2 protein-coding genes are annotated in these 1,414 nt (G+C 65.1%); both read right to left on the bottom strand.

The annotated features are described in order from the left end of the window. Positions 1-27: 27 nt before the first annotated feature. Positions 28-795 carry a reverse transcriptase domain-containing protein gene (locus tag VXC91_RS45595; RefSeq protein ID WP_329513212.1) on the bottom strand — a complete coding sequence of 256 codons (768 nt, stop codon included), beginning with the start codon at positions 793-795 and terminating at the stop codon, positions 28-30. Between the two features lie 294 nt (positions 796-1,089). Then, a complete protein-coding gene (locus VXC91_RS45600) occupies positions 1,090-1,365 on the bottom strand; it encodes a hypothetical protein (protein ID WP_329513213.1) in 276 nt (91 codons plus the stop codon). Positions 1,366-1,414 lie beyond the last annotated feature (49 nt).

Below are 1,414 nucleotides of genomic sequence, written 5' to 3' on the forward strand. Positions count from 1 at the left end.
TGCGTACCTTGGCCGGGTTGAACAGTTTCACCTCGCCGTCGTGTGGCCACCATCGTCCGTCGCAGTAGGCGGCAGAGTTCCTTCCATCTCGCCTTGGGGTGTTCGCGGCGCAGCCAGGTGAATACCAGGCGCCAGACCACGGGCACGTAGGTAGTTGAAGGCTCCGCTGGACGCCCCGGGCCGGAAGTAGGTGGTCCAGCCCCGCAGCATCTGACTGAGCTGATGCAGCAGGGCTGCCGGCGGTCGGTTGACGCTCATCCGGCAGGCTGTCTTCACCTTCGCGGTGACGGCCGCGAGAGCCCTCTTCGCCGGGTAGGTGTAGACGTACTGCTTGGACGTGCCTCGTTTTCGGCGGCGCTGGATGTGCCAGTCGAGGAACACGAGGCCCTCGTCGATATGGGTGATCAGGGTCTTTTCCTGTGATAGGCGCAGGCCCATTGTGGCCAGAACCTCGGGAGTCTCCTCCCGGAGGTCTTCTGCGTGCGCCTGGGTGCCCGAGACGACCAGACACCAGTCGTCCGCGTACCGGATCAGCCGGTAGTTGGGCAGACCGTGGCGGCGGCGCTTGGCCCGTGCCGTCTGACTGGCACCGGACCCTCCCGAGGACTGGGCGATGTACTCGTCCAGCACCGAGAGGGCCACGTTGCACATCAGCGGAGAGAGGATCGAACCCTGTGGGGCACCGGCGTTGGTCTCCCTCAAGACGCGGTCCTCTGCGAGGATGCCTGCCTTGAGGAATGCCTTCACCAGGGCCAGAACGCGTTTGTCTCCGACGCGTTGACGCACCCGCTCCATAAGCGCAGAATGCGAAATCTCGTCAAAGCAGGCTTTGATGTCGCCTTCCACGACTCACTCGTAGGAGCGGGACGTGAGGTGGCGCACCTCGGCCACAGCGGCGTGAGCCCGGCGGTTCGGGCGGAAGCCGTAACTGCGCGGGAGGAAGCAGCCTCCCAGATCGGCTCCAACACCAGTTTCAAGGACGCCTGGACCACCGGTCCCGGATCGTGGCGATGCCCAGACGGCGGAGTGCGCCGTCCGCCTTCGGGATCATTCGCTCGCGCACCGGCAACGGATGGAAGCTGCGGTCCTTCAATGCCGACCGCAGCTCGTCGAGGAAGCTCTCGACTCCCTGCCCGGCCGGAGTGGACGTCGCCGTGCGTCATCCACTCCGGCCGGGCGTGCACCCTTGTTGCCCCGCACCCGATCCCAGGCCACCAGCAGGAAGCCGGGATCGGCGACGAGGTTGAAGATATCGTCGAACCGGCGATGAGGATCATCCATCGCCCATCGGTGCAACTTCGACTGGATCTCCAGTACCCGGCGTTCCGCCTTCATCAAGGCGTATTCCAGCGCTTCGGTATTCACCGGCGTCCTCCTGGTCTTCCAAAACCTCGGGCGCTGACTTGCCGGCCCC

Source organism: Streptomyces chiangmaiensis (assembly GCF_036281785.1).
Lineage (GTDB): Bacteria > Actinomycetota > Actinomycetes > Streptomycetales > Streptomycetaceae > Streptomyces > Streptomyces chiangmaiensis.

Coding starts and splice junctions, on each gene's coding strand:
- VXC91_RS45595 (WP_329513212.1), bottom strand. CDS start 795: ATGGAGCGGGTGCGTCAACGCGTCGGAGACAAACGCGTTCTGGCCCTG.